This window comes from Sphingomonas bisphenolicum (assembly GCF_024349785.1).
Classification (GTDB): Bacteria; Pseudomonadota; Alphaproteobacteria; order Sphingomonadales; family Sphingomonadaceae; genus Sphingobium; species Sphingobium bisphenolicum.
In genome coordinates this window covers 1,657,893-1,682,340 of record NZ_AP018817.1, presented here as the reverse complement: position 1 = coordinate 1,682,340, position 24,448 = coordinate 1,657,893, and the positions used below count along the sequence as shown (strand labels likewise).

Sequence of the window (24,448 nt, the reverse complement as noted above, 5' to 3'; positions counted from 1 at the left end):
ATCCTTTCACAGCCGCCCGGCGGGGCGGACGTTCTTCGCCCAGCTTATGACGATCCTGCCACCGCGCCCCTCTACGTCAAATGACGCATGGGTCGGACCACGCCTCCTGGCCCCCTGCCGTCATCCCGGCGAAGGCCGGGATCGCACTGCCTGCCTGCGCCACGAACAAGGAGGCGGGATGCCAGCATTCGCCGGCATGTTTAAAAGCTATCATGCCCCCTGCTAAGCCAGCATCTCCGCCGTGACCGGCAGGGTGCGGATGCGCTTGCCGGTCGCGGCATGGATGGCGTTGACCAGGGCGGGGATGACCGGCGGCAGCGCGGGTTCGCCCAGGCCGGTGGGCGGATAATCGGTCTTCACGAACTCCACCACGATCCGCGGCGCATCGGCGATGCGCAGATAGGGGTGGGTATCGTAATTGGCCTGCTCCACTGCGCCAGCGACCTGGGTGATCTGCTGACCGGCCAGCGCCTGACCCAGCCCCTCGATCACAGACCCTTGCGCCTGATGCAGCGCGTTGATCGGGTTGATGATCTGGCTGCCGACATCGCCCGCGACCCAGACGGTCTTCACCTTGGGCATCCCATCGACGATCGCCACTTCCAGCACTTCGGCGAAATAGCCCATATGGCTGTAATAGAAGGCGAAGCCCTTGCCCGTGCCCTTGGGCAGCGCCTCGCGCGTCGCCCAGCCGCCCATGGCGAGCGCCTTTTCGATCACGCCTTGCGCGCGGGCGGTAACGAAGGGCGGCTGGTTGGGGCCGCGCGGCAGTTCCTTTGGATCGCGTAGCAGCTCCAGCATGAGGGTCGGCAGATCCTTGCCCGCCGCCTGCGCGACCTCGTCGAGAAAGGCCTGGGTGACGAAGGCCAGCGCGTTGGAGCCGGGCGCGCGCAGCCAGCCGGTCGGCATGTTGGTGGAAAGGAAACTCTGTTCCAGCAGGACATTGTCGATCAAACCGGCGGGCAGTTCGCTGGCGGGCATTTCCGCCGATCGCACCGGCTTGCCGTCCTTGCCGAAGGTGACGAAATGATCGTGGAAGGCGGTCAGCCTGCCGCCCTTGTCGAGCGCGGCGCGGAAACCGTGCCAGCCGGCGGGGCGATAGAAATCGCGCTGGATATCCTGCTGCCTGTTCCACAGCAGCTTGACCGGCACGCCCGGCACCTGCGCGGCGATCGACGCCGCCTGTACCATATAGTCGTTCATCAGCCGCCGACCGAAGCCGCCGCCGATGCGGGTGAAGTTGATGCGAATCTTGTCGGGCGGCAGGTTCAGCGCCTTGGCCACCAGCCCGCGCCCATTTTCCGGGTTCTGCGTCGGCGCCCAGATTTCAACCGCGCCGTCCTTGAACAGGGCAGTGCAATTTTGCGGCTCCAGCGTGCCGTGGGCGAGGAAGGGATAGTCGTAATCGGCGGAGACCGTCTTTGCCGCGCTGGCGAAGGCGGCATCGATATCGCCGGTGCGGGCGATGTCGGCATCCGCCTTGCCCTTGCGCTTGGCCGCCGCCTGGCTCGCATAGCTTTCGGTCGAAAACCCGCTGACCGCGCTGACATCCCAGTCGATCTTGAGCGCGTCGCGCGCCTGGTTGGCGCTCCACCAGCTTTTCGAGAGGATGGCGATACCCTCAAAGCCGGATTCCGGCGTGCCGTCGCCCTTGATCGTCAGCACATGGGCAATGCCGGGCAGCGCTTTCACTTCGTCCAGATTGGCGGACTTAATGGCGCCGCCGAAGGCCGGGCAGGTTTCCAATACGGCATAAAGCATGCCCGGCAGCTTGAAATCGATGCCGAACAGCGGCTTGCCCGCGACGATGGCGGGTGTATCGACGCCGACAACCGACTGGCCGATGATGCGGAAATCGGCGGGTTCCGTCAGCTTGAGCGTCGCCGGATCAGGCGCGGGCAGTTTCGCCGCCGCCGCCGCGAGCGAGGCATAGGTCGCCGACTTGCCGGATTGGGGATCGCTGACCGTGCCGGCGGACGTCTTCAGCGTTTCCGGCGCCACGCCCCAGCCCTGCGCGGCCGCCGCGACCAGCATCGCCCGCGCCGCTGCGCCCGCCTGCCGCGTGGGCAGCCATTCGCGCGGCGTCGTGCGGCTGCCGCCCGCGCTCTGGCCGCCGAAGACCTTGGCGTCGGCATGGGTCTGCTCGATCGTGACCTGGCTCCAGTCGACGCCCAGTTCCTCGGCGATCATCATCGGCAGCATCGTCTTGGCGCCCTGCCCGATCTCCGCATTTTTCGCGCCGATGACGACGCGATTGTCTGGCAGGATGCGGATGAAGGCGGTCAGGATCACCGGTGTCCCGTCGGCCGCCCGCGCCAGCGGCACATTCAGGTCAAACAACAGGCCGCCGCCCGCCAGCAGCGAGGCGGAAATGAAGCCCCGGCGCGAAAGGATGGCGGCGCTCATGCCTGCACGTCCTGGATGCCGGCGGCGTCCTTGATCGCGGCGCGGATGCGCACATAGGTGGAGCAGCGGCAGAGGTTGCCCATCATCGCCGCATCGATCTCTTCATCGCTGGGGTTTGGCGTCGTCGCGAGCAAAGCGGTGGCGCTCATGATCTGCCCGGCCTGGCAATAGCCGCATTGCGGCACGTCATGCTTCACCCAGGCGGCGGCGATGCGCTTGCCGGGATCGCTCGTCTGCACGCCTTCGATCGTGGTGATCGCCTTGCCGGCGACATCGCCAAGCGGCGTCTGGCAGGATCGCACCGCGTCACCGCCGACATGCACCGTGCAGGCGCCGCACAGCCCCGCGCCGCAGCCGAACTTGGTGCCGACCATGTCGAGATCCTCGCGCAGCACCCAGAGCAGGGGCTTGGCGGCGTCGCCATCGACCTGTCGTTTCTGACCATTGACCGTGAAGCTGATCGCCATATGTCTACCCCGTCTCTTTTGCCGCCAATAGAGGCGCATCTGCACGCGTCTGTCCAGTCGTCATGACAGCAGCGGAACGACATCCCCGCTGTCGCGCGCGATCGGGCGCGGCTGGACATGGACCAGCAACGCGTCGAGCTGGTCGCGCGCCTCCACCATGCCGCGCGCCAGCAGCCGCCCGCGCGCGTCGATCAGCGCGGCGGACGGTCGGTCGCCGGACCGAAAATCGCGCATCACCTCGGCGCTCATGATGACGTCGGTGTCGCGGATATGATGCTGGCGCAGCATGTCGCCATAGTCTTCCGCCCGTCCTTCCCCCAGGAAAAGCAGACGCAGCCGCTTGCGATCGGTCAGCGCCAGCGCGTCGCGGATCGCGGCGCGGCTGGCGGGGCAATCGGGGCGGATGAACAGCAGCAGCAGCGCGCGCCCGTCCGCGCTCGGCCCGCCGATCGTCAGCATGTCCCCGGCCAGGGTCGGCGCGCTGACCACCGGGGCCGCGCCGCCGGGACCGGGCAGGCCGGCGCGCTGCGCGATCGGCATGGCGCGATCCTGCAACAGCCGCACCTGGCGCGCCAGCGCGACCACCGCCACGACCAGCAGGATGACGATGATCCAGAGAAGGAAGAGAGACGCGATCAGCACCAGGCGGTCATGCTCACAGACATTGGAGCATGGCGCTAACCCGGCGATCCGCGCCGCTCGATAGGGCGTTTGACGTAGGGCCTCGGCCGGGCGTCCCGCTATGCCGGACGCAGGGTCGTTCGCAGGAACCCTTTGGGCGGTGCAGGCCGCCTCGCAGCAAGCACGCAAAAAGCCTCTCCCATAGCGGCTTGCTCCGGCCCGGACTCCTTGTGGGTCCGGGCCGTCATATTGGGGTAAGCGCGCAATGCTACGTCGTTCACCCCATTGCCGCTCCGCCGCCCGCCCCTAGCTTCCGTGACAAAGGTCAAGGGTGTCAAAGGGGGTAATGCGATGAGGCCGAAACATGCGCTGCTGGGCGCTTTGCTCGCCGCCACGGTGATTTCGTCGGCGGCGGTCGTCGCCCAGAATGACAAGCCCACCTTGCCCGCCGCGCTGGAAGCCAAGATCAAGACACTGTCCAAGGAAAAGCGCGATTTCCTGACTTCCGACCCGGCCGAGATGTTCGCCGGCTCCTACGACAAATTGTTCGAGCGGCTGGCGACCAAGACGCCGGAAGAAATCAGCGCCTATATCGAGGCGATGATGGACGCGGTGGCAGCATCGAAGTTCAACGCCAAGACCGACATGGCGGCTATCCCGCTCGATACTGACAATGAAAATTTCAACGGCTGGAAACTGCGCCGGCCCAGCGGCCTGGACCCCAAGCGCGAACCGGGGCCGTTTGAACTCAGCTATTACGCCCATGGTCGCGGCGGCGGCGTTTATGGCGGCGGCATCGCGACCTTCGCCGGCGCGCCGGTCGCGATCTTCCCGGAGGATCTGGTCGCGGGCAAGGTCGACGTCGCGATCGTCGGCGCCCCGCTGGACATGGGATCGGGCTATCGCGGGGCCAAGGGCGGGCCGTCCGCGATGCGCACCCAATATGGCGCGGGCGGCATCGACATGTACACGATGGTCGATCCGTCCAAGGAATTGAAGATCGTCGATTATGGCGACATCGCCGTCGACAATATGTCGACCGAGCGCACCGTCGCCCATGTGCGCGAGCGGGTAGCGGAAATCGCGCGCACCGGTGCCATCCCCTTCATCGTCGGCGGCGACCATAGCCTGGAATATAGCGACGTCGCGGGAATCGCCGACGTCCATGGCAAGGGCAGTTTCGGCGTCGTCCATTTTGATTCCCACTATGATGCGGGCAAGGGCGGTGTCCATTTCATCACCCATGGCGCCCCGGTCTATCGCGCGGTCAAGGAAGGCCATGTGCTGGGCAAGAATTATATCCAGGTGGGCCTGCGCGGGCCATGGCCGGAGAAGGAAGGCTTCGAATGGATGCGCGACAATGGCGTGCGCTACCATGCGATGCCGGAGGTCGAGAAGAATGGATGGGCCGCGACGATGGAACGCGCGCTCAAGGAAGCGCGGGAGAGCGGCAAGAAGCTCTACGTCTCCTTCGACGTGGACGTGCTCGACCCCGCCTTCATCCCCGGCACCGGCACCCCGGTCCCCGGCGGGCTGACGATGCGGGAGGCGATCCCGATCGTGCGCCGCCTGTGCGCCGAAAATGATCTGATCGGTTTCGAGATCGTGGAACTCGCCCCAGTGCTGGACCCGACCTATCGCAGCGCCTTGAACGCCAATTTCATCATGCACGCCTGCCTGACCGGGGTGGCGATGCGCAAGAAGGGGATCAGGCAGGCGGGCTATCTGTCCGACCTGACCACCGAACATGGCCAGCCCTATTATGGCGACAAGGCGGCCAAGGACGGCAAGGCGGAGAAGGTCGATCCCGGTTTCGCGCGGGGCGGTCGTCGGCCGACGAACTGATCGGGTTATTGCGAAGGAATGCGGAGGGGTAGCTGGCGGACGCGGGCCACCCTTTTCGTTACATACGTCATATGCCCCATGTCGCGACCTGCCTGCGCTAACCACATGTCTTATATGACCGTGCAAAGCGCCATCACCGTGCCGCCCAAGTCCCGGCACCAGCGGGTGGACGGGCGCGCCATGGTCGCCTTTTCCCCGCGCGGCGTCCGCGACATGATGCAGGTGGCGCCGGCGCGGCTGCTGTTCCCCGATGGGCGCGAGGGCGATTTTCCCCTGGCCGTCACCGTCACGACCAGCGGCGGGCTGACCGGCGGCGACCGGCTGGCGCTCGACGTCATCGTCGATCCCGGCGCGGCGGCGACGATCGTGCCGCAGGCAGCCGAAAAGCTGTACCGCGCGCTGGACGAGGACGAACCGACCCGCATTGACACCCGCATCACCATCGGCGCGGGCGCGACCTGCGAATGGCTGGCGCAGGAGGCGATATTGTTCGACCGCAGCCGGATGCGGCGCACGCTCGACGCGAACCTTGCGCCCGACGCGCGGATGCTGGCGATGGAGACGCTGGTGCTGGGGCGCGGCGCGATGGGGGAAAGCTACACCAGCGGCCTGATCCACGACGCCTGGCGCATCCGGCGCGACGGGCGGCTGGTCTGGGCCGACACGCTCCATGTCGAAGGCGATTTCGCGAACCAGGGCCGCGCGCCTTTCGGCTTCGGCGATGCGACCGCGATCGCCACTTTGGTCTATGCCGGAGCGGATGCGGGCGACTATCTCGACCTGGCGCGCAGCCTGTTCGAGGGGCCGGGTGCGGGCGCGACCAGTTTCGACGGCCTGCTGATCCTGCGCCTGACCGCCGCCGATCCGCAGGCGCTGCGCAAGGATGTGATGCGCGCGGCGGGCATATTGCGCGCCGCCATTTTCGGATTGTCGCCAACCATGCCAACCATCTGTTACTGCTAGGGCCATGAATCTCACGGGGCGGGAAAAGGACAAGCTGCTGGTCGCGATGGCCGCGATGGTCGCGCGGGGCCGGCTGGCGCGCGGGGTGAAGCTCAATCATCCCGAAGCGATCGCGCTCATCACCGACCATGTGGTGGAGGGCGCACGCGACGGCCAGTCGGTCGCCGCATTGATGGCGAGCGGCGGCCATGTGCTGACCCGCGATCAGGTGATGGAGGGCATAGCCGAGATGATCCACGACATACAGGTCGAGGCGACCTTCCCCGACGGCACGAAGCTGGTCACCGTGCATCGGCCGATCCGGTGATCCCCGGCGAGATCATCCCCGCCAGCGGCGACATATTGCTCAACGAGAGGCGTGTCCCCGTCACCCTCACTATCGCCAATAGCGGCGACCGGCCGATCCAGGTCGGCAGCCATTATCATTTCGCCGAAACCAACCCGGCGCTGGTCTTCGATCGGGCAGCGGCGCGCGGCTATCGGCTCGACATACCGTCGGGCACCGCCGTCCGCTTCGAGCCTGGCCAGACGCGCGACGTGCAGCTCATCCCCTATGCCGGCGACCGGATCGTCATCGGCTTCCGCGGCGATGTGATGGGGAAGCTCTGACATGCCCGTGACCATGACCCGCCGCGCCTATGCCGGGATGTTCGGCCCCACGACCGGGGACCGCGTGCGGCTGGGTGATTCTTCGCTCTTCATCCGGGTCGAGGAAGACCGGACCATCTATGGCGAGGAAGTGAAGTTCGGCGGCGGCAAGGTGATCCGCGACGGCATGGGGCAAAGCCAGATGAGCCGCGCGGACGGCGCGCCCGACACCGTCATCACCAATGCGCTGATCCTGGATCACTGGGGTATCGTGAAGGCCGACGTGGCGATCCGCGACGGCCTGATCGCTGCGATCGGCAAGGCGGGCAACCCGGACGTCCAGCCCGGCGTCACCATTCCCATCGGGCCAGGTACGGAGATCATCGCGGGCGAAGGCCGCATCCTGACCGCGGGCGGGATCGACGCCCATATCCATTTCATCTGCCCCCAGCAGGTGGACGAGGCGCTGAATGCGGGCATCACCACCATGCTGGGCGGCGGCACCGGCCCGGCGCACGGTACGCTGGCGACGACCTGTACGCCCGGCGGCTGGCATATCGGACGCATGTTGCAGGCGCTCGAAACCATGCCGATGAATTTCGGCCTGTTCGGCAAGGGCAATGCCAGCCAGCCCCAGGCGCTGGAGGAGATGATCCGCGCGGGCGTCTGCGGCCTCAAGCTGCACGAGGATTGGGGCACGACCCCGGCCGCGATCGACTGCTGCCTGTCGGTCGCCGACGACTATGACATCCAGGTCGCGATCCATACCGACACGCTCAACGAAGCGGGCTTCGTCGAAAGCACGGTCGGCGCGTTCAAGGGGCGGACCATCCACGCCTTTCATACCGAGGGTGCGGGTGGCGGCCATGCGCCCGACATCATCAAGGTGGCGGGCCTGCCCAACGTCCTGCCCTCCTCCACCAACCCGACCCGGCCCTATACCGTCAACACGATCGAGGAACATCTCGACATGCTGATGGTCTGCCACCATCTCGACCCGCGCATCGCCGAGGATGTCGCCTTCGCCGACAGCCGCATCCGCAAGGAGACGATCGCGGCGGAGGATATTCTCCACGATCTGGGCGCCTTTTCGATGATGTCGTCGGACAGCCAGGCGATGGGGCGCGTGGGCGAGACGATCATCCGCTGCTGGCAGAGTGCGGACAAGATGAAGCAGCAGCGCGGGTCGCTGGGATCGGACGATGCCGACAGCGACAATTTCCGCGCGAAACGCTATATCGCCAAATATACGATCAACCCGGCGATCGCCCATGGCATCGGCCATATTGTGGGATCGATCGCCGTCGGCAAGCTGGCCGATCTCGTTCTCTGGTCGCCCGCCTTCTTCGCGGTGAAGCCCGACATGGTCATCAAAGGCGGCAGCATCGCCACCGCGCCGATGGGCGACCCCAATGCCAGCATCCCCACGCCCCAGCCGGTCCATTACCGCCCGATGTTCGGCGGCATGGGCCGGGCAGGCGCGCTGTCGGCGGTGCATTTCGTGTCGGCTGCGGGGATTGCGGACGGGATCGGCGAGCGGCTGCACCTCGCCCGGCCGCTCGAAGCCGTGCGCAATACGCGCAGCGGGATCGGCAAGGCGTCGATGATCCTGAACGACGCGATGCCCGACATCCAGGTCGATCCCGAGACTTACGAAGTGCGGGCCGACGGCGAACTGCTCACCTGCGAACCGGCCAGCGTGCTGCCGTTCGCGCAGCGCTATTTCCTGTTCTGATGAAGGCCCGATCATGCTGACCGCCCATGACGTCATCCCCCACGGCCACTGGTCGGGTCCAGCCGCCGACCATATCATGCTGGATCATGACGCGCGGCACCGTCGGCGCTGGGTCTACACCGCCGACCATGGCACCATGTTCCTGCTCGACCTGGCCCGCGCCACGGTGCTGGGGCATGGCGACGCGCTGCAACTGTCGGACGGGCGGCTGGTTGAAATTCTTGCCGCCCCCGAAGCGCTGGTCGAGGTCACCGCCGACAGCGCGTCGACGATGATGCGGCTCGCCTGGCATATCGGCAACCGGCACCTGCCCGCCGAACTCCATCCCCACGCCATCCGCCTGCGCGACGACCATGTCATCAACGCCATGCTCGAAGGGCTGGGCGCGACGGTGACGCAGATCGAGGCGCCCTTCACCCCCGAAGGCGGCGCCTATTCGGGTGGCGGCCATCATCATGGTCATGCGCACGATCATGACCATGGCCACGATCACCACCACCATGCTGGCTGACGCCGCCCTCCACCGCCTTCTGGCCTGGACCTCGCCTGCCTATCCGGTGGGCAGCTTCACCTATAGCCATGGCCTGGAAACCGCGGTCGAGGACGGCCGCGTCCGCACCGCGACCGATGTCGCCGCCTATGTCGAGGCGGTGCTGGCGCGCGGCGGCGGCTGGGTGGATGCGGTGCTGTTCGTCCATGCTTATGAAACGGCAGGCGACGCCGCAGCGTTCGATGCCATCGCCGAACTGGCGGGCGCGTTCCGGGGCAGCAGCGAAACGGCGCTGGAAAGCCGACAGCAGGGTGGCTCCTTCCTGTCGGTCACGCGCAAGGCCTGGCCCCATCCGACGCTCGACGCCTTTGCGGCGCGCTGGGAAGGGCGTCCGATGGCGCATACGGTCGTGATGGCGCTGGCCTGCGCCGCCCATGCCATCCCGCTGGAACCCGCGCTGCACGGCTGGCTTCATGCCACCGCCGCCAATCTGGTATCGGCCGGGGTGCGCCTCGTGCCGCTCGGCCAGACCGACGGGCAGTTGGCGCTGGCCGCCCTCTCCCACGCCATTCCGGCCATCGCCGCCAAAGCGATGATTACGTCGCTCGACGATCTCGGCACCGCCGCGCCCGACCTTGAACTCGCCAGCCTCGCCCATGAAACCCTCTACACAAGGCTCTTCCGCTCATGACCTCTCGTAACGGTCCCTTACGCGTCGGCATCGGCGGCCCGGTCGGCTCCGGCAAGACCGCGCTGACCGACCGGCTCTGCAAGGCGATGCGCGACCATTATAATATCGCCGCTATCACCAACGACATCTACACCCGCGAGGATGCGGAATTTCTCACCCGCTCCGGCGCGCTGGTGCCGGAACGGATCATGGGCGTGGAGACGGGCGGCTGCCCGCATACCGCGATCCGCGAGGACGCCAGCATCAATCTGGCTGCGGTGGACGAAATGAGCCGGAAATTCCCCGGCCTGGAGGTCATCTTCATCGAAAGCGGCGGCGACAATCTCGCCGCGACCTTCAGCCCCGAACTGGCCGACATCACCATCTACGTCATCGATGTGTCGGCCGGCGACAAGATCCCGCGCAAGGGCGGGCCGGGCATCACGAGGTCCGACCTGCTGCTCATCAACAAGATCGACCTCGCCCCGCTGGTGGGCGCGGACCTGGGCGTCATGGACAGGGACGCCAGGAAGATGCGCGGGCAGCGCCCCTTCCTCTTCACCAACCTCAAGGACAATATCGGCCTGCCCGCCGTCATCGCCTTCATCGTCGCGACCGGCGGCCTGCGCCCCTGGCCCGCCGATACCGCCGCGATCTGATGGACCGCGCCGCCTATGTCCTGCGCGAAAAGCGGCTCTACAATAAATGGGTCGCGAGCCAGACATTGGAGGATTATGCCCTGCGCTACACCGCCGACAGCGCACGGCGCTGGACGGCGGGACAGGTGGCGGGCACCGCGATCGGCGCGACCGCCTTCCTCGCCTGCGAAGCGATCGGCGCGTCGATCACCCTGACCTACGGCTTCGCCAACAGCGTCGCCGCGATCGCCGCCGCGGTCGCTTTGATGTTCGTCATCGGCCTGCCGATCGCCTATCACGCCGCCAAGCACGGTCTGGACATCGACCTGCTGACGCGCGGCGCCGGCTTTGGCTATTTGGGGTCCACCCTCACCTCGCTGATCTACGCCAGCTTCACCTTCCTGCTCTTTTCGGTCGAAGCGACGATCATGGCGGTCGCGCTGCGGGCGATGACCGGGATGCCGATGAGCCTCGCCTATCTGGCGAGCGCGCTGGTGGTCATCCCGATCGCACTCTACGGCATGAGCGCCATCACCCGGTTCCAGAACGCGACCCAATGGGTCTGGATCACGCTACAAGTCGCGCCGATCGCCTATATCCTCTGGTCCGGCCCGGCCGCGCTGGCCGAATGGAGCCATTTCACCGGGCAACTGGGCGCCAGGGACGGCAGCGTCAGCCTGCTCTATTTCGGCTTCGCGCTGTCCACCCTCCTCTCCCTTCTGCCGCAAATCGGGGAGCAGGCGGACTATCTGCGCTTCCTGCCGGACAAGGCGACGATCGGCCGGGGGAAATGGTGGGCGGCGATGCTGGCGGGCGGACCGGGATGGACCCTGATCGGCGGCATGAAGCTGCTGCTCGGGTCATGGCTGGCGCATTTCCTGGTCAAGAGCGCCGCCTTGCAGAGCGAGGCGTCCAGCCCGACCGCGATGTTCCAGGCGATCTATACCGCCATGTCGGGCCATGCCGGCCTGTCGCTGATCCTGACCGGCCTGTTCGTCATCATCTGCCAATTGAAGATCAACGTCACCAACGCCTATGCCGGATCGATCGCCTGGTCGAATTTCTTCGCCCGCCTGACGCACAGCCATCCCGGCCGCGTCGTATGGCTGATCTTCAACGTGCTGCTCGCTTTGCTGCTGATGGAAGTCGGCATTTTCGACGCGATCGAGGCGATATTGATCCTCTACGCCACGGTCGCGGCGGGCTGGATCGGGGCGCTGGCCGCGGACCTGATGATCTCCAAGCCGCTGCGCCTGTCGCCTGCGGGAATCGAGTTCAAGCGGGCGCATCTGTTCGACATCAATCCGGTGGGCATTGGCGCGATGCTGCTGTCCATCGCGGTATCCGCTCTCGCCCATTTCGGCCTGATGGGCGACATAGCCCGCGCCTTCGCCCCGGTGATCGGCATGGCGGTCGCTTTCACCACCGCCCCGATCATCGCGCTTGTCACCCATGGCCGCTATTATATCGCCCGCCGGTCCCACTGGCCCGCAGGCAGCGATATAAAGACCTGCATCATCTGCGAAAACGCGTTCCAGCATGCCGACATGGCGCATTGCCCGATGTATGCTGCGCCGATCTGCTCGCTCTGCTGCACGCTGGAGGCGCGCTGCCACGACCGGTGCAAGACCGACAGCCGGGCGACGCAGCAGGCCGCGCGCTGGCTGGAACGGCTGCTGCCCCGCGCCATCGCCAAACATGTGCATACGCCCGTCGGCCATTTCATCGCCGTCATGAGCATCATCACCCTGGCGAACGGCGCGGTGCTGGGCGGCATCGGCTGGCAAGTGGCGCGGGGTGCGCCATCCATCGCCGCGCAGACATCCAGCCTGATGCTGGGCCTGTTCCTGCTTTTTTCGCTGTTCGGCGGGGTCATCGCCTGGATGATCGTGCTGGCACACCAGAGCCGCCGGTCGGCGATGCAGGAAAGCGAGCATCATGTGCAGAAACTGATGGAAGAGGTGATCGCCCATGACGTGACCGGCGCGGAACTGCAACGCGCCAAGGAGGCGGCCGAAGCCGCCAACGCCGCCAAGAGCCGCTATCTGGTCAGCGTCAGCCATGAAATCCGATCCCCGCTCAACAGCATCTACGGCTATGCCCAGCTTATGGAGCGCGGTCACGAGATCGCCCCGATCGAAGCGGCCAAGGTCATTCGCCGCAGCGCCGAGCATCTGACCAATCTGGTCGAAGGGCTGATGGACATCAGCCAGGTCGAAAGCGGCGTACTGCGCATCAGCAGCGAAACGGTGCGCCTGTCTCCCTTCGTCGACCAGATCGCCAATATGTTCCGGCCGCAGGCGCAGGCCAAGGGGATCGACTTCCTCTACGAACGGCCCGAGAAGCTGCCCGATTTCGTGCGGACCGACCAGAAGCGGCTGCGCCAGATCCTCATCAACCTGCTGTCCAACGCGATCAAGTTCACCCGGTCCGGCGCCGTCACCTTCCGCGTCCAGTATCGCAGCCAGATGGCGACGTTCGACATCGTCGACACCGGCATCGGCATCGCCGCCGATGACCTCAAACGCATCTTCGATCCGTTCGAGCGCGGCTCCAATCCCGACGCGCAAAAGCAGAAGGGCATCGGCCTCGGCCTCGCCATCACCCAGGCGCTGGTGCAGATATTGGGCGGCGACCTGTCCGTGGTCAGCACCGCGGAGCAGGGCACGCAATTCACGGTGCGGCTGATGCTGGGCCATGTCGCGGGCGTGGCCGACAGCCAGCCGGTCGAAACGATCAGAGGCTATGAAGGCGACCGGCGCAAAGTGCTGCTGATCGACGATGACGCCGTCCAGGTGGCGGTGCTGCGCGGGCTGCTGGAGCCGCTCGACTTCATCGTGTTCGAGGCGCTGAACGGACGCACCGGCATGGAGATCGCCGCACGCGAACAGCCCGACATCGTCCTGCTCGACATCTCCATGCCCGGCGAATCGGGTTGGGACGTGTGCCGGGCGCTGCGCGAGACGCTGGGCGGCGCGGTCCGCATCGTCATGGTGTCGGCCAATGCGCATGAGTTCCATCGCGGTGGCGATGGCCGCGCGGCGCATGACATGTTCCTGATGAAGCCGGTCGATCTCGACGCGTTGCTCGATGCGATCGCGGACCAGTTGCGCATCCGCTGGACCGGCGACGCGCTGCCGGCACCCGTCCCCGCCATCGGGGACGAAGCGCTGCCGCCGCTGCCGCAGGAAGCCGCGCCGATCCTGGCCGATATCGAGCAGAAGGCGATCATCGGCCATGTCCGCGGCATCGAATCCAGCATCCGCACGCTGGAGGAAACCGTGCCCGACGCCGCGCCGCTGACCCGACGCCTCCTCGCCCATCTCGACCGTTTCGACCTCAAGGGGCTGATCAGAACCATAAGGGCCGCCCGATGACCACGCCTTCCCACACCGATACCGTCCTCGTCGTGGACGACACACCCGAATCGCTGCGCTTCCTGACCGACACGCTGGAGGCGGCCAATATCTCCGTGCTGATCGCCACCAGCGGCGACGCGGCGATCGAACTGCTGGACCATGTCGCCCCCGACCTTATCCTGATGGACGCGGTGATGCCGGGGCTGGACGGGTTCGAGACGACGCGCGCGATCAAGCAGATGCCCGCGGGCGCGCCGATTCCGATCATCTTCATGACCGGCCTCACCGAAAGCGAGCATGTCGTCCATGCGCTGGAGGCGGGCGGCGTCGATTATGTGCGCAAACCGATCGTGGTCGAGGAGCTGTTGGCCCGCGTGCGCGTCCATATGGCCAATGCGCGCCAGACCCAGGGCGGGCAGTTCGCGCTCGACGCCACCGGGCGGAACCTGATCGCGGTCGCAACCGACGGGCGGCTGAGCTGGAGCACGCCGGGTGCGGAGAAATTGATGGAGGCGCTGGCGCCGGGCTGGTCGCGCGGCGACGCCGCGCCGCCTGCGCTGCTGCGCAACGCCGTCGGACGGCTGCTGGCCGACGATCTCGCCCCCGGCGCGACGGCGAAGGCGGACAGCGGCCAGGGCGATACGGTCGAACTCATCATCGTCGGGCGGCCGCGCCGCGACGAGATATTGATCCGCCTCAACCATATCGACCCGCAGGCCGACATCGGCCGGCTCCAAAGCCATTTTGCCCTGACCCAGCGCGAGGCCGAAGTGTTGCTATGGATCAGCTACGGCAAGCCCAACCGGGTCATCAGCGAGATATTGGTCATCAGCCCGCGCACCGTGAACAAGCATCTGGAGCAGATTTTCGAGAAGCTGGGCGTGGAAACGCGGGCCGCGGCGGCCGCCTTCGCGGTGCGGGTGATCGCGCATTGAGCCCCCCCTCTCCCCCAGGGAGAGAAGGATATGCAGCCTTAATCGCGCAGCGCGTCAGGCGAAGTCGGGAGAGGGGAAGGCGACGTTCCGTTCGCAACAAGTCCCCCCAGCCGCGCCAGCATCTCAGCACTCACCGCCACCCCCTCCCGCAACGCTTTCTCCCGCGCGGCGAAACGACGGTCGCCGGGCATCCGCTCCTGCCCCGCCGCCCGCAACGCTTCGACCAGTTGCTCGACCCGCGCCGCAAACCCCGCCGCCGATCCGCCGCGCGCCGGGTCGATCAATATCACACACTCCCCGGTGCAGGGCGTCTGCGCGCCGGGATGCCCCGACCAGTCGACCTCATGCGCATAGAGCCCGCCGGTCAGAGCGGCGGCCATGATCTCGATCATCATCGCGATCGCTGCCCCTTTATGCCCGCCAAAGGGCAGCAGCGCGCCACCGTCCAGCACCGCGCGGGGATCGCGGGTCGGCCGGCCCGCCGCATCGACGCCTGCACCTTCGGGCAGGGCGTGCCTTTCCCGCGCGGCGATCTGTACGTCGCCATGGGCCAGCAGGCTCACCGCCTGGTCGAACACGACGATCTTCCCGCCCGCGCGCGGCGCGGCGAAGGCGAGCGGATTGGTGCCATAGACGGGCTTTTTCGCGCCGGGCGGGACCACGACGGCCATGCTGTCCACCATGGCGATCGCAACCAGCCCCGCCTCCGCAAAGGGTTCGACATCGGGCCAGAGCGCCGCGAAATGATGCGATCGCCGGATCGCGACGACGCAGGCTCCGGTCGCACGCGCCTTTGCCATGGCCATCGGCGTGGCGGCCGCCAGCGCGGGCTGGGCAAAACCGTTGGCGGCATCGACGCGCAGGAAGGACGCGCCGCCATCCTCGACCACCGGCTGCGCTCGCCCGTCGACCCATCCGCTGCGCAACGTCGCGACATAACCCGGCATCCGGAACAGGCCGTGGCTCATCGCCCCGTCGCGCTCCGCCCCGGCGCAATTGCGGGCAAGGATATCCGCCACGCCCGGTGACGTGCCATTGGCGAGAAAGATGCGGGCCAGCAGCGCCACCAGCGCGTCGAAATCCATAGGGGTCATGGCGCCACCCTCCCCCGCTTTGCCGCGCAGCGCAACGGCCGGAACGCGGCAGGCCATACGTCCTTCACCCCATTGCCGCCCCTTGGCCGCCGTCCAGACTGACGGTCATGGCCCATGATCCGATCGACCTTGATGCACTCCGCCGCCTCTATGCCGGGGGTGGCGGGGCAGACATTCACGACCCCCATTTCCGCGAGGTGGCCGGGCTGCAGTTCAAGAACGGCGACAAGCGCCGCTGGCCCTTCGCCCAGCCCTCCACGCTGCTGGACGCGCCCTATATCGCCGGTGGGCTGGCGCCGGAGACGCTCGACCGGCTGGACGTCGCGCTGGTCGGCGTGCCGATGGACCTGGGCGTCACCAACCGGCCGGGCGCGCGCTATGGCCCGCGGGCGGTGCGGGCGATCGACCGGATCGGTCCCTATGAACATCAGTTGCGCGTCGCGCCGATGAACGCGCTGACGGTTGCGGACGTGGGCGATGTCGCGATGCAGAGCCGCTACGACCTGGCGCTCTGCCATGCGGACATCGAAGCATGTTACGCGATGATCGGCGCCACCCGCGCAATCCCGCTATCGGTCGGCGGCGACCATAGCATCACCGGGTCGATCATGAAGGGGCTGGCCGCCGCCAAAGGGCCGATGGGCATGGTTCATTTCGATGCCCATTGCGACACCGGCGGCATTTATGAAGGTTCCAAATTCCACCATGGCGCGCCCTTTCGCGAAGCCGTGCTGGCAGGCGTGCTGGACCCAAGGCGATCGATCCAGATCGGCATCCGGGGCGGGACGGAATATCTGTGGGAATTTTCCTACGCCAGCGGCATGACCGTGATCCATGCCGAGGACTGCGCGGCGATGGGCATGGACGCCGTCGTCGCGAAAGCGCTGGAGGTCGTGGGCGACGGGCCGACCTATGTGACCTTCGACGTCGACGGGCTGGACCCGGTCTATGCGCCGGGCACCGGGACACCCGAAATCGGCGGGTTGTCGACGCGCGAGGCGCTGCACCTGCTGCGCGGGCTGGCGGGGATCGACATCATCGGGGGCGACGTGGTGGAGGTCGCGCCCGAATATGATCCGACCACGGTGACGGCGCAGGCCGCTGCCCAGATGCTGTTCCAGTTGCTCTGCCTGGTGCAGTTGCGCCGATGAATGTTGCGGCGGAGCCAGCGCTGAAGCGCGGCGTCACCGGACCGGGCTATTTCGCGCTCGCCTTCGGCACGATCGTCGGGTCCGCCTGGATGGTGCTGATGGGTGAATGGGTCGCGCCCGCGGGACCGGGCGGCGCGGTGCTGGCCTTTCTGGGCATGACCCTGCTGATGGTGCCGGTCGCGGCCGCCTATGCCGAACTGGTCGCTCGCGTGCCGCGCGCAGGGGCGGAGTTCGTCTTCGTCGAAAAGGCGTTCGGACCATGGCCCGGCTTCGTCACCGGATGGTATCTGACGCTCTATTTCGTCGGTATCGCTGCGTTCGAGGGGCTGGCCCTGTCCTGGTTCCTGGAAAATCTGGCGCCGTCGCTGAGCGGGCAGGCCCCGCTCTATACGCTGCTCGGCCGGCCGATCACGGCGATGGAGCTGATCGTCGGACTGGCGGGCGCGGTGGTGATGACCATCCTCAACGCATCGGGCGCGACGATCGCGGTGGGCTTCCAGAAGATCGTGACCTTCGCCTTCCTCACCGCGTCGGCCGTGCTGGTGCTGCTAGGCTTCGCGCAGGGCGATACGGGGAATTGGCACCCGCTGTTCGAATCGGCGCAGGATCGCAGCTTCGCCGGCGGCATGTTCGTGATGCTGGGCGTTGCGGGCATGTGGCTGTCGGGGTTCCAGACCGCCGCGTCGGCGGTGGAGGAACGCGCGCCCGGCACCAGTTTCCACACGGTCGCCCGCGCCATGATGGCGGCGGTGGCGGTCGCGGCTTTGTTCTACAGCCTCATCATCCTGGCGTCGGCATCGCTGGCGCCATGGCGCGACCTGACGTCGGGCGCGCTGCCGGTCGCTGCCGCCTTCGACCATGCGCTGGCGGGAGGGCTGGCCACCAAGGGGATCATCCTGGTCGCCATGGCGTCCCTGCTCAAGACGTGGAACGCGATGCACCTGTCCGCGACGCGCGTCATCCTGGCGCAGGCGCGGGCGGGGTTCCTGCCCGCCAGCCTCGCCCATATCGACGCGCGCACCGGCGCGCCGCGGCGGGCCGCGCTGCTGGTGGGGCTGTGGACCTGCCTTGGCGTGCTGGCAGGGCGCGGGGCGATCGGCCCGATCATCTCCATGGGGACGATGTGCACCACCGCCATCGCCGCGGTCGCGATGCTCGCGCTGATGCGGCTGCGCAGCCGCGACAAGGGCGCGACTCCGCCCGCTTTCGTGCTGGCAGGGGGCAGTCCGCTGCTGGTCGCGATCAGCATCGGCGCCGCCGTGGTGGCGAGCGCCGCCATCGCCACGCCGTTCGGCGTCAGCGACGGGATGCCGGTCGAAATCTGGCTGATGCTCGGCTGGCTGGCGCTGGGCGGCGGGATGGTGATGGCGCAGCGGCTGCTGATGGGCGCGCCGACGGTGCAGCCGGCTTAAAGCAATATCAATTGCGCGACCGGCGCGAAGCTGCGGCGGTGCAGCGGGGTCGGCCCATGTTCGCGCAAGGCGGCGAGATGCCGGGCGCTGCCATAGCCCTTGTTCGTGTCCCAGCCATAATGGGGATGCTGCGCGGCGGCCTCCACCATCATCCGGTCGCGGCTTTCCTTGGCGATGATCGAGGCGGCCGCGATCGACAGGCATTTGGCGTCGCCCTCCACGATCGCGGTCGAGGCCCAGCGCCATGTCGGGCAGCGATTGCCGTCCACCAGCACATGCGCGCAATCATGGCTCAACGCTTCCACCGCGCGGGTCATGGCCAGCATCGTCGCCCAGAGAATGTTGATCTGGTCGATCTCTTCCACGCTGGCGACACCGACGCCCCAGCAGAGTGCGCGCGCCTTGATCTCGACCTCCAGCGCTGCCCGGCGTTTGGCCGTCAATTGCTTGCTATCGTTGAGGCCGTCGGGGCAATCCTCCGCGCGGAGGATGACGGCGGCGGCGACCACCGGTCCCGCCAGCGGACCACGCCCCGCTTCGTCCACGCCGGCGACCAGGCCTGGATGATAGCGCATCTCGTGGCAAAAATCAGGCATGGTCGGAATAGCGCGCAGCCAAGGCCGCTGCGTCCCAGCCGGTCGGGTCGACCGCCGCCAACAGATGGTAGAAGGGCGTCAGACCCAGCGCATGGCCCATCGGACCATGGCCCTGCCCCAGCCCCGGCGCAGCGGCCAGAACCGCCGCGACGAAGGCTTCCGCCCGGTCGGCCGCGTCGGCCAGCGACAGGCCACCGCCCAAGCCGGTCGCGATGGCGCTGGCCAAAGTGCAGCCGGTGCCATGGCTGTTGCGGGTTTCGATCCGCGCGACCGCATAGTCCGCGACCATATCCTCATCGATCAGCAGATCGTGGATCAACGGGCGATCGTCGTCGGCCTGCTGCGGCAGATGCCCACCCTTGGCGAAGATGACCGCGCCGGTGCGATCGCGCAGCGCCTGTCCGGCCGCCTCCAGCCCGCCGATATCGCCGATCGCCATGCCGGTCAGCGCTTCCAACTCCGGCACATTGGGGGTGATGACGCTCGCCACCTGCATTAGCGAATCGAATGCGACGACGGTCGCCTCGTCCGCCAGCAGCGATCCGCTGGTCGCGACCATGACCGGATCGAAGACGATCGGAACGCCATCAAGTTGCGCGAGTAGCGCCGCCACGGCCGCCGCCGTTTGCGCGCTGCCGATCATGCCGATTTTCACCGCATCCACGCCGATGTCGCTGATGCAGCTTTCGATCTGCGCCAGCACCATGGCGGTCGGCACCGGATGGACACCCTGCACGCCCAGCGTGTTCTGCGCCGTGAGCGCGGTGATTGCAGTCATGGCGTGGCCGCCCAGCATCGTCACGGTCTTGATGTCCGCCTGGATACCCGCGCCGCCCCCGCTGTCGGAACCGGCGATGATGAGGATGCGCCCAGGCTTCATCCCTTGAAGTGCCGCTCCGTCGAGGCGGGATTGTTCGCCAGCGCCTTGCCCACGCGGCTGGGCCGGTCCATCAGTTCGCCGCCGCAATTGGGGCAGCGATCGTCCAGCGCCTCGGCGCAGGGGGCGCAAAAGGTGCATTCGAACGAACAGATGAACGCACCGGGTTCGTCGGCGGGCAGGTCCGTGCCGCAGCGTTCGCAATCGGGGCGCATCTCAAGCATCACGCCGCCGCCTTCTCGACCGCCGCGCAGATGCGCTCCACCACATCCTTGACCTGATCCGCCTTGTCGCCTTCCGCCATCACGCGGATCACCGGTTCGGTGCCGGACGGGCGGATGACGAGGCGGCCGGTGCCGTCCAGTTCCGCTTCCGCCTGCGCGATCACGCGCTTGACCTCGTCATGCTCCAGCGGCTTGCCACCGGAGAAGCGGACATTCTTGAGCAGTTGCGGCACGGGATCGAACTGGTGCAGCGTCTCGCTGGCGGGCTTGCCCGAACGCACCAAGGCCGCCAGCACCTGCAACGCCGCGACCGTGCCGTCGCCGGTGGTGGCGTAATCGGACAGGATCATGTGACCGGACTGTTCGCCGCCCAGATTGAAGCCGCCCTCGCGCATCCGTTCCAGCACATAGCGGTCGCCGACCTTGGTGCGCTCCAGCGCGATGCCCCTGGCCGCCAGGAAGCGTTCGAGGCCAAGATTCGACATGACCGTGGCGACCAGCCCACCGCCGCGCAATGTGCCCTCGGCCATGAAATTGGCGGCGATCAGCGCCATGATCTGGTCGCCGTCGACGATCTGGCCCTGTTCGTCCACGACGATCAGCCGATCGGCGTCGCCGTCCAGCGCGATACCGACGTCGGCGCCGGACGACACCACGGTTTCCTGCAACAGCAAAGGCGCGGTCGATCCGCAGCCGTCGTTGATGTTGGTGCCGTTGGGCGTCACACCGATCGCCACGACCGTCGCGCCCAGTTCCCACAGGGCCGACGGCGCGACCTGATAGGCGGCACCATTGGCGCAATCGACCACGATCTTGAGCCCGTCGAGGCGCAGGTCGGCGGGAAAGCTGGACTTGACCGCATGGATATAGCGGCCGCGCGCATCCTCGACCCGGCGGGCGCGCCCGATATCCTTGGATGCGGCAAGCGGGATATCCTGCCCGATCAGCGCCTCGATCTTCAGCTCATCCTCGTCCGACAGCTTATAGCCGTCCGGCCCGAACAATTTGATCCCATTGTCGAAATAGGGATTGTGGCTGGCCGAGATCATGACGCCCAGGTCCGCGCGCATCGAATGGGCGAGCAGCGCGACCGCCGGCGTCGGGATCGGCCCGAACTGGACCACGTCCATCCCCACGGCGGTGAAGCCCGCGACCAGCGCATTTTCGACCATATAGCCCGACAGGCGGGTATCCTTGCCGATCACCACGCGATGGCGATGGCTGCCGCGCAGGAAATGGGTGCCGGCGGCCATGCCGACCTTCATCGCCAGTTCCGCCGTCATCGGCCATTGGTTGGTGCGGCCGCGGATGCCGTCGGTGCCGAAATATTGCCTGCTCATGCCACTTCCTTGCACCCATCGGGGCCGCCCGATCAACCCGCCGCGATCGCATGAGCAATCTTTAATCGACTTTCCATGCATCCGGCGGCATCCGGGGGTGATGGAAAATTTCAACGCCTTTGTCGACGGCCTGTCCGCCGCCGTCTTTTTCAAGGTGCCGCTCTTTGGCGCGCAGATCGAACTGATCGTGCTCTATCTGGCGCTGCCGATGCTGTTCTTCACGCTCTGGCTGGGCTTTCCCAACATCCGTCAGGTCGGGCGCGCGATCCATATCCTGCGCACGCAGCCGCAGGAAGGCGAGGCGAAGGGCGATGTCAGCCAGTGGGCAGCGCTCTCCACCGCGCTGTCGGGTACGATCGGCCTCGGCAATATCGCCGGCGTCGCGGTGGCGCTGACCATGGGCGGGCCCGGCGCGATCTTGTGGATGTTCATCATCGGCTGGTTCGCGATGACGGTGAAAATGGCGGAGGTCACGCTGGGCCTCAAATATCGCGTGTTCGACGCGCAGGGCCATGTCCATGGCGGGCCGATGTATGTGCTCAAAGCCGTGGGCGCGGCGCGCGGCTGGCCCAAGGTCGGGCTCGTGCTGGGCGGCGCCTACGCCTTTTTCGCGCTGTTCGGAGCGATCCCGATGGTGCAGGTCAACCAGAGCTTCGCGCAGGTGAAGGTCGTCACCGGCCTGACCAACGGCTGGGCCTATGGCGTGTTCCTGGCCGGCGCGGTGGCGCTGGTGACGCTGGGCGGCGCGGCCTGGCTGGGCGAGGTGGCCAAGCGGCTGACCCCGCTCAAGGTCAGCGTCTATCTGCTGGGCGTCGTGGCGATCCTGATCCTGCATCTTGGCGAGATACCCGCCGCGCTGGCGCTGATCTGGAATGGCGCATGGAGCGGACAGGCCGCGACCGGCGGCGCGGTCGGCGCTTTCGTCGCGGGGATGCGGCGCGCTGTCTTCGCCAGCGAGGCGGGCGTGGGGTCCGCCGTCATGGCGCACAGCCTGGCGCGGACCCAGCATCCGGTATCGGAAGGGCTGGTCGCGCTGCTGGAGCCGCTGCTCGGTACGATGATCGTGTGTGCGCTGGGCGGCCTGGCGCTGGTGGTCGCGGGAACGTGGAATACGGGGCTGGAAGGGATCGCGATCACATCGGCCGCCTTCGCCCAGGTGTCGCCCTGGTTCCCCTGGCTGCTGGCGGTCGTCGTCTTTCTGTTCGCCTATTCGACACTGGTCGCCTGGGGCTTTTATGGCTTGCAGGCCTGGGGCTATCTGTTCGGCAACGGGCCGCGGGCGCAATGGACGTACAAGATCCTCTATGTCGTCGCCCTGCCCCCCGCCGCCGCGATCGACCTGGGCCGCGTGGTCGGCATCGTCGACAGCAGCTTTTTCCTGATGGCCATCCCCAACGTCATTGCGCTGTATCTGTGCGCCGGGGAATTGCGGCGGGACGTCCGGGCCTATCTGGCGAAAGAGGCCTAAGGACCATCAACATTCAGCCCTGGTTTCAGCCGCGCATCTTCTGAACGGCAAAAGGCCCCGCTCCTTCCGGAGCGAGGCCTTTTTTTCACGGCCAGGGATCAGATCAGATCTTGTCGCCGAGCGCACCCTTGACCGAACCGGACACGTCCTGGACGGTGCCCTTGGCCTTCTGCGCCTTGCCTTCGGCTTCCAGCCGTTCATTGTCGGTCGCCTTGCCGATGCCTTCCTTGACGGCACCAGCCGCCTTGTTGCCTGCGGCCTTCAGCTTGTCGGTTGCTTCGCCCATGTCATTACTCCTTCAGGGTGGTTGCAAGTTTCAACGATGCACCGCACAAAGGGTTGCCGACGATACGCAGGCGAAACGAAGCTTTTACAGGGGCTTTTCGTAAATCTGATAGATTTTGTTAACGGTGCTGTTGATCGCCTCGGCGATGCCGTTCATGCCCTGATTGTCGTCCAGCACCCAGCCGATCTCGCCCCGCGTCGATCCATAATCGGCGATCGCCTGACGACGGATGGTTTCGATCATCATGAAGGCGAGCTGGCCCGCCATGCGCGAGCTTTGCAGGCGCTGCACCACGCCCATCAGCGGCACCCGCATGGTGCGCGCCTGAGGCTTGCGCAGCCAGCGCAGCAGTTTGATCCAGCCGAAGGGGAAAAGCGCGCCATTGAGCGACTTGGTCGCTTCGTTGAGGTCCGGCAGCGTCATCATGAACGCGACCGGCTCGCCGTCCAGTTCGGCGACCATGATAAGGTCTTCGAACACGATCGGCTTTAATTTCTTGCCGGTATGCGCGATTTCCGCGTCGGTGATCGGCACGAAGCCCCAATTATTGCCCCAGGCGTCGTTCAGGATCGCCAGGATGGTCGCGGCCTCGGCATCGAATTTCGACTTGTCGACCCGGCGGATGCGGATGCGGTCGTTATTCTCTCCCGACTTGATGATGCGCTGGATCAGCGGTGGAAAATCGCGCGTGATGTCCAGTTCATAGGTTTTGAGCTGCTTGACCGGGACGTAGCCCGTTCCCTCGATCATCGCCTGATAGGCCGGGCTGTTATGCCCCATCATCACCGTAGGCGGATGGTCGTGCCCCGCGATCAACAGGCCCGGCTCTTCCCAGATCGACAACGATATCGGCCCCAGCACGCGGGTCATGCCCTTTGCGCGCAGCCAATCCTCCGCCGTCGCGATCAATGCCTTGCCGGTCTCCGCGTCCTCCGCTTCGAACAGGCCGAAATTGCCGGTGCCCGGCCCCATCCCCTGTTCGACCGGCTGTTCCAGCGCGAGATGATCGATATGGGCGGAAATGCGGCCAACCACCGTCCCGCCGCGGCGGGCGAGGAAATATTGCGCCTCGGCATGGCCGAAAAAGGGGTTCTTACCCGGCGTCAGCAGTTCCTTCACCTCCGCCTTCAACGGCGGCACCCAGGCGGGATCGTTGGCATAGAGGCGCCAGGGCAGGTCGATAAAGGCCTTCAAATCGGCCTTGCCGGAAACGGGGGTGATGACCAGATCAGATTGCGCCACTTATGCCGCCTTCGAGGAAATTACGGGATGGATGTGCAGTT

At 66.6% G+C, this 24,448-nt stretch carries 23 protein-coding genes; 13 read left to right on the top strand and 10 right to left on the bottom strand.

The annotated features are described in order from the left end of the window. Window positions 1-222: 222 nt before the first annotated feature. Genes SBA_RS08400 through SBA_RS08390 form a run of 3 tightly spaced genes read right to left on the bottom strand, consistent with a single transcriptional unit; the run spans window position 223 to window position 3,515 of the window. Complete coding sequence (locus SBA_RS08400; RefSeq protein ID WP_261936529.1) at window positions 223-2,406, bottom strand: xanthine dehydrogenase family protein molybdopterin-binding subunit; 2,184 nt, start codon at window positions 2,404-2,406, stop codon at window positions 223-225. Further along, the gene (locus SBA_RS08395) at window positions 2,403-2,873 is read right to left on the bottom strand and encodes a (2Fe-2S)-binding protein (protein WP_261936528.1); all 471 of its coding nucleotides are present in this window, start codon (window positions 2,871-2,873) and stop codon (window positions 2,403-2,405) included. The genes SBA_RS08400 and SBA_RS08395 overlap by 4 nt, the downstream gene beginning before the upstream one ends. Before the next feature lie 60 nt (window positions 2,874-2,933). Next, complete coding sequence (locus SBA_RS08390; protein WP_261936527.1) at window positions 2,934-3,515, bottom strand: thioredoxin domain-containing protein; 582 nt, start codon at window positions 3,513-3,515, stop codon at window positions 2,934-2,936. Between the two features lie 330 nt (window positions 3,516-3,845). On the opposite strand from SBA_RS08390, the gene SBA_RS08385 reads away from it, so the two are divergent. The 10 genes from SBA_RS08385 to SBA_RS08340 all read left to right on the top strand — a co-directional run bounded on the left by SBA_RS08385 (window position 3,846) and on the right by SBA_RS08340 (window position 14,717). Then, window positions 3,846-5,339, top strand: coding sequence for an agmatinase family protein (locus SBA_RS08385; RefSeq protein ID WP_261936526.1), 1,494 nt, complete (start codon window positions 3,846-3,848; stop codon window positions 5,337-5,339). Between the two features lie 105 nt (window positions 5,340-5,444). Next, complete coding sequence (locus tag SBA_RS08380) at window positions 5,445-6,302, top strand: urease accessory protein UreD (protein WP_261936525.1); 858 nt, start codon at window positions 5,445-5,447, stop codon at window positions 6,300-6,302. Window positions 6,303-6,306: 4 nt separating this feature from the next. Continuing rightward, window positions 6,307-6,609, top strand: a complete 303-nt coding sequence (locus SBA_RS08375; protein WP_066600864.1) for an urease subunit gamma — start codon at window positions 6,307-6,309, stop codon at window positions 6,607-6,609. Further along, on the top strand, window positions 6,606-6,911 hold the full coding sequence (locus tag SBA_RS08370; RefSeq protein ID WP_315975803.1) for an urease subunit beta: 306 nt from the start codon (window positions 6,606-6,608) through the stop codon (window positions 6,909-6,911). Before SBA_RS08375 ends, SBA_RS08370 begins: the two co-directional genes overlap by 4 nt. 1 nt (window position 6,912) lies before the next feature. Next, entirely contained in the window at window positions 6,913-8,625 is a 1,713-nt protein-coding gene (ureC, locus tag SBA_RS08365) for an urease subunit alpha (protein WP_224547629.1), read from the top strand. Window positions 8,626-8,638: 13 nt separating this feature from the next. Next, complete coding sequence (ureE, locus tag SBA_RS08360) at window positions 8,639-9,136, top strand: urease accessory protein UreE (RefSeq protein ID WP_261936524.1); 498 nt, start codon at window positions 8,639-8,641, stop codon at window positions 9,134-9,136. Next, window positions 9,099-9,806: an urease accessory protein UreF gene (locus SBA_RS08355; RefSeq protein ID WP_261936523.1), complete on the top strand. Its 708-nt coding sequence runs from the start codon at window positions 9,099-9,101 to the stop codon at window positions 9,804-9,806. Before ureE ends, SBA_RS08355 begins: the two co-directional genes overlap by 38 nt. After that, on the top strand, window positions 9,803-10,444 hold the full coding sequence (gene ureG, locus SBA_RS08350) for an urease accessory protein UreG (protein WP_261936522.1): 642 nt from the start codon (window positions 9,803-9,805) through the stop codon (window positions 10,442-10,444). The genes SBA_RS08355 and ureG overlap by 4 nt, the downstream gene beginning before the upstream one ends. Beyond that, a complete protein-coding gene (locus tag SBA_RS08345) occupies window positions 10,444-13,800 on the top strand; it encodes a hybrid sensor histidine kinase/response regulator (protein ID WP_261936521.1) in 3,357 nt (1,118 codons plus the stop codon). Before ureG ends, SBA_RS08345 begins: the two co-directional genes overlap by 1 nt. Then, window positions 13,797-14,717 carry a response regulator transcription factor gene (locus tag SBA_RS08340; protein WP_261936520.1) on the top strand — a complete coding sequence of 307 codons (921 nt, stop codon included), beginning with the start codon at window positions 13,797-13,799 and terminating at the stop codon, window positions 14,715-14,717. The genes SBA_RS08345 and SBA_RS08340 overlap by 4 nt, the downstream gene beginning before the upstream one ends. A gap of 38 nt (window positions 14,718-14,755) precedes the next feature. Here SBA_RS08340 and SBA_RS08335 read toward each other — a convergent pair whose 3' ends face one another. After that, the gene (locus SBA_RS08335) at window positions 14,756-15,811 is read right to left on the bottom strand and encodes an Ldh family oxidoreductase (RefSeq protein ID WP_261936519.1); all 1,056 of its coding nucleotides are present in this window, start codon (window positions 15,809-15,811) and stop codon (window positions 14,756-14,758) included. Window positions 15,812-15,918: 107 nt separating this feature from the next. Here SBA_RS08335 and speB point away from each other — a divergent pair, with 107 nt between their 5' ends. Continuing rightward, a complete protein-coding gene (gene speB / locus SBA_RS08330) occupies window positions 15,919-16,962 on the top strand; it encodes an agmatinase (protein ID WP_261936518.1) in 1,044 nt (347 codons plus the stop codon). After that, window positions 16,959-18,374: an APC family permease gene (locus SBA_RS08325; RefSeq protein ID WP_261936517.1), complete on the top strand. Its 1,416-nt coding sequence runs from the start codon at window positions 16,959-16,961 to the stop codon at window positions 18,372-18,374. The genes speB and SBA_RS08325 overlap by 4 nt, the downstream gene beginning before the upstream one ends. Here the strand turns inward: SBA_RS08325 and SBA_RS08320 are convergent. The 4 genes from SBA_RS08320 to glmM are packed head-to-tail and all read right to left on the bottom strand — an operon-like array spanning window position 18,371 to window position 21,411. Then, the gene (locus SBA_RS08320; protein ID WP_261936516.1) at window positions 18,371-18,970 is read right to left on the bottom strand and encodes a ribonuclease HII; all 600 of its coding nucleotides are present in this window, start codon (window positions 18,968-18,970) and stop codon (window positions 18,371-18,373) included. The two genes, SBA_RS08325 and SBA_RS08320, sit on opposite strands and share 4 nt — an antisense overlap. Then, entirely contained in the window at window positions 18,963-19,850 is an 888-nt protein-coding gene (thiD, locus tag SBA_RS08315) for a bifunctional hydroxymethylpyrimidine kinase/phosphomethylpyrimidine kinase (RefSeq protein WP_261936515.1), read from the bottom strand. Before thiD ends, SBA_RS08320 begins: the two co-directional genes overlap by 8 nt. Continuing rightward, entirely contained in the window at window positions 19,847-20,071 is a 225-nt protein-coding gene (locus SBA_RS08310) for a DUF1272 domain-containing protein (protein ID WP_224547639.1), read from the bottom strand. Before SBA_RS08310 ends, thiD begins: the two co-directional genes overlap by 4 nt. Next, on the bottom strand, window positions 20,071-21,411 hold the full coding sequence (gene glmM / locus SBA_RS08305) for a phosphoglucosamine mutase (protein ID WP_224547641.1): 1,341 nt from the start codon (window positions 21,409-21,411) through the stop codon (window positions 20,071-20,073). Before glmM ends, SBA_RS08310 begins: the two co-directional genes overlap by 1 nt. Before the next feature lie 100 nt (window positions 21,412-21,511). Here glmM and SBA_RS08300 point away from each other — a divergent pair, with 100 nt between their 5' ends. Next, a complete protein-coding gene (locus SBA_RS08300; RefSeq protein ID WP_261936514.1) occupies window positions 21,512-22,879 on the top strand; it encodes an alanine/glycine:cation symporter family protein in 1,368 nt (455 codons plus the stop codon). Window positions 22,880-22,982: 103 nt separating this feature from the next. Here SBA_RS08300 and SBA_RS08295 read toward each other — a convergent pair whose 3' ends face one another. Together SBA_RS08295 and SBA_RS08290 are read right to left on the bottom strand one after the other, a co-directional pair. Next, on the bottom strand, window positions 22,983-23,165 hold the full coding sequence (locus SBA_RS08295) for a CsbD family protein (RefSeq protein WP_224547645.1): 183 nt from the start codon (window positions 23,163-23,165) through the stop codon (window positions 22,983-22,985). An 84-nt stretch (window positions 23,166-23,249) separates the two neighbouring features. Beyond that, window positions 23,250-24,407 (bottom strand): N-acetyltransferase, encoded by a 1,158-nt coding sequence (locus SBA_RS08290; RefSeq protein ID WP_261936513.1) that lies wholly within the window; start codon window positions 24,405-24,407, stop codon window positions 23,250-23,252. Between the last annotated feature and the right edge of the window lie 41 nt (window positions 24,408-24,448).